Origin of the sequence: Bacteroides sp. 1_1_30, from assembly GCF_020982715.1 — a bacterium.
Taxonomy (GTDB): Bacteria; Bacteroidota; Bacteroidia; order Bacteroidales; family Bacteroidaceae; genus Bacteroides; species Bacteroides xylanisolvens.
In genome coordinates this window covers 1-1,315 of record NZ_JAJKHN010000213.1, presented here as the reverse complement: position 1 = coordinate 1,315, position 1,315 = coordinate 1, and the positions used below count along the sequence as shown (strand labels likewise).

Annotated in this window: 1 protein-coding gene; it reads left to right on the top strand. The window is 41.2% G+C overall.

Annotated features, from left to right (window positions below):
• Positions 1 to 1,022: PD-(D/E)XK nuclease domain-containing protein (locus LPH68_RS26240; protein WP_230297272.1), on the top strand; the 1,022-nt coding region annotated here is incomplete at its 5' end.
• Positions 1,023 to 1,315: the final 293 nt, after the last annotated feature.

Sequence of the window (1,315 nt, the reverse complement as noted above, 5' to 3'; positions counted from 1 at the left end):
CTCCGGAATTTAATGAAATGACCGGATTCAACGAAGAAGAGGTGCGCGCAATGCTGGATTATTATGCCACTACCTGCGAGTTTCACCACTCTACTGATGAACTGATAGAAGCTATGAAACCTTGGTATGACAACTACTGCTTTGCAGAGCAAAGTTATGGCAGTACTACCATGTACAACTCCAACATGGTACTTTACTTTGTGGATAATTACATCCGTAATGGAGGATATATGCCCCGCAATATGGTAGAAGAAAACATCCGTCTAGATTATAACAAACTACGAATGTTGATCCGCAAAGACAAAGAATTTGCTCATGATGCCTCGACCATTCAGACGTTGGTGCAACAGGGATATGTCACCGGCGAATTGAAAACCGGGTTTCCTGCCGAAACAGTTGCAGAACCGGATAACTTTACCAGCCTATTATTCTATTTCGGAATGTTGACTATCAGCGGTACTTTAGAAGGAGAAACGAAGTTGACTATTCCCAATCAAGTAGTACGTGAACAATTGTACAGTTACTTATTAGATACCTACAACGAAGCGGACCTCCGCTTTGACAACTGGGAAAAAGGGAAACTGGCATCCGCTATGGCTTATCGTGGCGACTGGAAAGCCTACTTCGACTATATCGCCGAATGTCTGCACCGATATTCTTCCCAGAGAGACAAGCAAAAAGGCGAAGCATACGTACATGGATTTACGTTGGCTATGACCGCACAGAACCGTTTCTATCGCCCCATCTCCGAACAGGAGAATCAGGAAGGATATGCCGATATTTTCATGTTTCCCTTACTGGATATATACAAAGACATGCTCCATTCTTACATTATCGAACTGAAGTATGCCAAAGGAAAGGATAGTGATGAAAAGGTGGAGCAACTCCGACAAGAGGCTATCACACAAGCCAACCGCTATGCCGCCAGTGAAACGGTGCAAAAAGCAATCGGAACAACGACGCTGCACAAAATTATAGTTGTTTATCAAGGGATGAAAATGGTGGTGTGCGAAGAAGTTTAAAGTTCGTATATATTTTCATGTATTATAATAAAAGGCGACTCATTGCAACGAGCCGCTTTTTTTGTATTATCTATTTTTCTTCAGCTATCCACTTTTCAACATTACGGGTTTCCACACTAAAGAAGAGCAAATCCGCTTTCCCACTATAAGCAATAATGGCATTGAGACTACTAAAGATATTCTATCATTTATATAACTGCCATCCATCAATATTCATTTTTATTGTTACTTTTGTGAGAAAATGAAAGAGTTATGAACCAACCAGTAAAGCGCAAACGTATTCCGTACGGAAT